The 3,029-nt window shown below is 49.2% G+C and carries 4 protein-coding genes; 1 reads left to right on the top strand and 3 read right to left on the bottom strand.

All coding sequences use genetic code 11. The features are described 5' to 3' along the window. Window positions 1–58 precede the first annotated feature (58 nt). Window positions 59–364: a hypothetical protein gene (locus GF617_RS26630; protein ID WP_203452767.1), complete on the bottom strand. Its 306-nt coding sequence runs from the start codon at window positions 362–364 to the stop codon at window positions 59–61. 1,504 nt (window positions 365–1,868) lie between these two features. On the opposite strand from GF617_RS26630, the gene GF617_RS26625 reads away from it, so the two are divergent. Further along, window positions 1,869–2,069: a hypothetical protein gene (locus GF617_RS26625; RefSeq protein WP_101837055.1), complete on the top strand. Its 201-nt coding sequence runs from the start codon at window positions 1,869–1,871 to the stop codon at window positions 2,067–2,069. Window positions 2,070–2,116: 47 nt separating this feature from the next. Here GF617_RS26625 and GF617_RS26620 read toward each other — a convergent pair whose 3' ends face one another. Together GF617_RS26620 and GF617_RS26615 are read right to left on the bottom strand one after the other, a co-directional pair. Beyond that, window positions 2,117–2,305 (bottom strand): Rop family plasmid primer RNA-binding protein, encoded by a 189-nt coding sequence (locus GF617_RS26620; protein ID WP_000165998.1) that lies wholly within the window; start codon window positions 2,303–2,305, stop codon window positions 2,117–2,119. Window positions 2,306–2,496: 191 nt separating this feature from the next. Further along, a complete protein-coding gene (locus tag GF617_RS26615; protein WP_126530081.1) occupies window positions 2,497–2,844 on the bottom strand; it encodes a hypothetical protein in 348 nt (115 codons plus the stop codon). Between the last annotated feature and the right edge of the window lie 185 nt (window positions 2,845–3,029).

The following is a 3,029-nucleotide window of genomic DNA, read 5'->3' as shown; positions in this document are numbered from 1 at the left end:
ACTGACTGGCGAATATCTTTGGCCCAAGGAACCGAAAGCTTAGGGTGTCATTTCGCCCTCAGCCGGAACCGACCCCTGTTACTGTGGTATCTATCCCCATTCTGGTGTTAGCCACGTTTTCGTTAGTGAGCAGGAATTTTTTACCGAGACTATTACATTTCTCAGAACCTGTTTTAAAGGCACTTTGGCGTGCTGATGCCGCATCTCTAAAACCATCAGCAGTTGCTGAAACCGTATATGTATCCCTGCCTAACTCAAGAACATTGCTGGTAGAAACACAACCAGCTGTAAGCAGCGATATTGATAAAATCCCTAACCTATAAATCATTGATTTTATTACCCAAGTTGGGTGATTGTGGATCATGATTATATCTGTTTTTTTTATTATTAAAATCAATGGGTTCAATAATTTTTTTCAAAGAAATGGTGTCGTGGAGTGGTGCTGGTTTCCCTTTGGGGGGAGAGGGATGGGATAGGATCCTCTTGAGATCCTTTCTGTTGCGTCGTAATCTCTTGCACTGGAAACGAAAAAACCACCCTGGCAGGTGGTTTTTCGAAGGTTAGTTAATCCTGGCAGATTCTCTAACCGTGGTAACAGTCTTGTGCGAGACATGTCACCAAATCTGTCCTTCCAGTGTAGCCTCAGTCAGGCCGCCACTTCAAGAACTCTGAACACATCTCTCGCACAAACCTGTTACCAGTGGCTGCTGCCAGTGGCGTTTTGTCGTGTCTTTCCGGGTTGGACTCAAGACGATAGTTACCGGATAAGGCGCAGCAGTCGGACTGAACGGGGGGTTCGTGCATACAGTCCAGCTTGGAGCGAACTGCCTACCCGGAACTGAGTGTCAGGCGTGGAATGAGACAAACGCGGCCATAACAGCGGAATGACACCGGTAAACCGAAAGGCAGGAACAGGAGAGCGCACGAGGGAGCCACCAGGGGGAAACGCCTGGTATCTTTAAGTCCTGTCGGGTTTCGCCACCACTGATTTGAGCGTCCGATTCTGTGATGCTTGTCAGGGGGGCGGAGCCTATGGAAAACCGGCAACGCCGGGATCCTCTCTCCGGGCCTTTCTTCCTGCGCACATGTTCTTCTGCCGCTTCTCCCCTGAATCTGTGGATAATGTAGGGGTCCGCTTGGAAAACGGAAATTTTCCTACGTTAAGCGTTTTGAGCTTAACGAGTGATTTCGTTCCATTGAGCGCGAACCCCTGACCGTAAGGGATGTACGGAACGATCTGACTGTCCGTTAACAGTTTTGCTTACTTTCGTACATGTTATTGGCATGGTGTACGCAATCGTTCGGTTTCGGACACAGAAACGCTGTAGCCCCGCGAACCGAGTGATATCCAATAGCCGATTGGTTAAAAAGTAGTCTTAGCGTAGGTTATTTTCCCTTTTCCAAGCGGACCCCATGTAGCTTCCATTCCCGGGCATGCTTTCCCCGCTCGCCGCAGCCGAACGACCGAGCGGAGCGAGTCAGTGAGCGAGGAAGCGGAATATCTCCGGGCTTATCTTTGGCACCGTACGCGCCATAGCTGCATTTTTTAATACGATGCAGGATAGGGCAAACGCCGCAAAATGACGTCATCCGACATCATTCCGCCGCGTTCGCCCAGTGACCTACAGTCGGCTCTGGGGTGTCGGGGCTGTGCCCTGACACCCGCTAAAAGCACTGACGCGCCTGCGGCTTGCCCAACCCCGCGCCGTCCGGGAAAGAATTTCCCGATCGACCCGACGTTTCTGTTTACCTGTGATGTTAACGTTTGGATCTTTTTCCCGGGTTTACCTATTTTCTTCTAATGAAGCGTTCACAGCTGACGTTAATAGATGGGTGCTTTCATGTTTGGTTTTTCACCAGGAGAACTTATGAACCTTTGCCCCGATGAACGTCTGCTCTTTGTGCGGATGATTTCCGCTATGCTTCGCCGTTCGGGCGGTGATGCGGGTGCTGTTATGTTTGAGGCGTATCGCCATATTGTGTCCGATACCAATCAAGCTCGTCGTTCCTACATGCTCGACCTGCTCGAAAACGTCAGGCATGACTATGTACACGGTGGATATACATAGTTGCCCTGGATACGCTTTTCGTCTAAGTGAGCGTTCTTTTCGTCTCTTTATTCGCCGTCCTGTATACCGAAGCGTGCGCTCAGCTTCTGATAAAGCGCTTCTGCCTGTTCGTGCATTCGCTCACAGTCGGCTGCCTCGTCATCAAGATCGAGCACGTCGAGTTTTTCGAGCAGCAGCAGCGACTGCGCCCGGATAAATTTTGCCATGTTCAGTGCGGCTGATTCCTGTTTTGTCATACGGCTTTTTCCCGGTTTTATGGTGATCGCAGACTGAAATCTTACTTCATTCACTTGAGTGCATAGCCATGCAGGTACGCAGAAATCATCAGGGGCGTTTTTTCTCGATATGGGCACAGAAAGGTGTATGTTTCAGGCCGGAGTCCTCAGAAACGCCCTGAGAGCTTCTCAGGCGGTGCGGGCAAGAGATGTTATGGTAAATATTGCACGATTAAGAATGCGATACCCGCAATGCTGAAGAGTATTGCCAACGGGTTTATGAGCAAAATCCCTATTGATGTTGAAAATAATCCACGAACAATCATATTGCCAACAAGCCCTCCGACAATGAGGGATAAAACGGTATAACCAATAACTTTCAGCAATGACAGTTCTCCCCATACCGCTTCTACTATCGGATAGATAAAAACACCAACGCCAGCAGGGAGCGTAGTAACCATCAACAGCAAATGGGTTTTAGTGGGGCCGTACTCTCTGATATTTCCAACTTTCATCATGTGTGTGATGAATGACGATATCCACCATAGGGTCATGATCATAAGGAAATTCATAGTTACTTACTCTCGATGAGTAGATCAGGTGCTTTCTGTAGATTTGGTCGTACATACTCGCTGTCTCTTTCGTCAAGACAACGGAAATAGAGTGTTAGGGGTCGGTTCCGGCTGAGGGCGAAATGACACCCTAAGCGTTAGCTCTGTGTCGTTGCACGATGTCAGCGACGGTA

The sequence above is a fragment of the Lelliottia sp. RWM.1 genome, assembly GCF_016859735.1.
Lineage (GTDB): Bacteria > Pseudomonadota > Gammaproteobacteria > Enterobacterales > Enterobacteriaceae > Enterobacter.
Note: the sequence above shows the minus strand (reverse complement) of the source record. Positions and strands in the feature narration are given on the sequence as shown.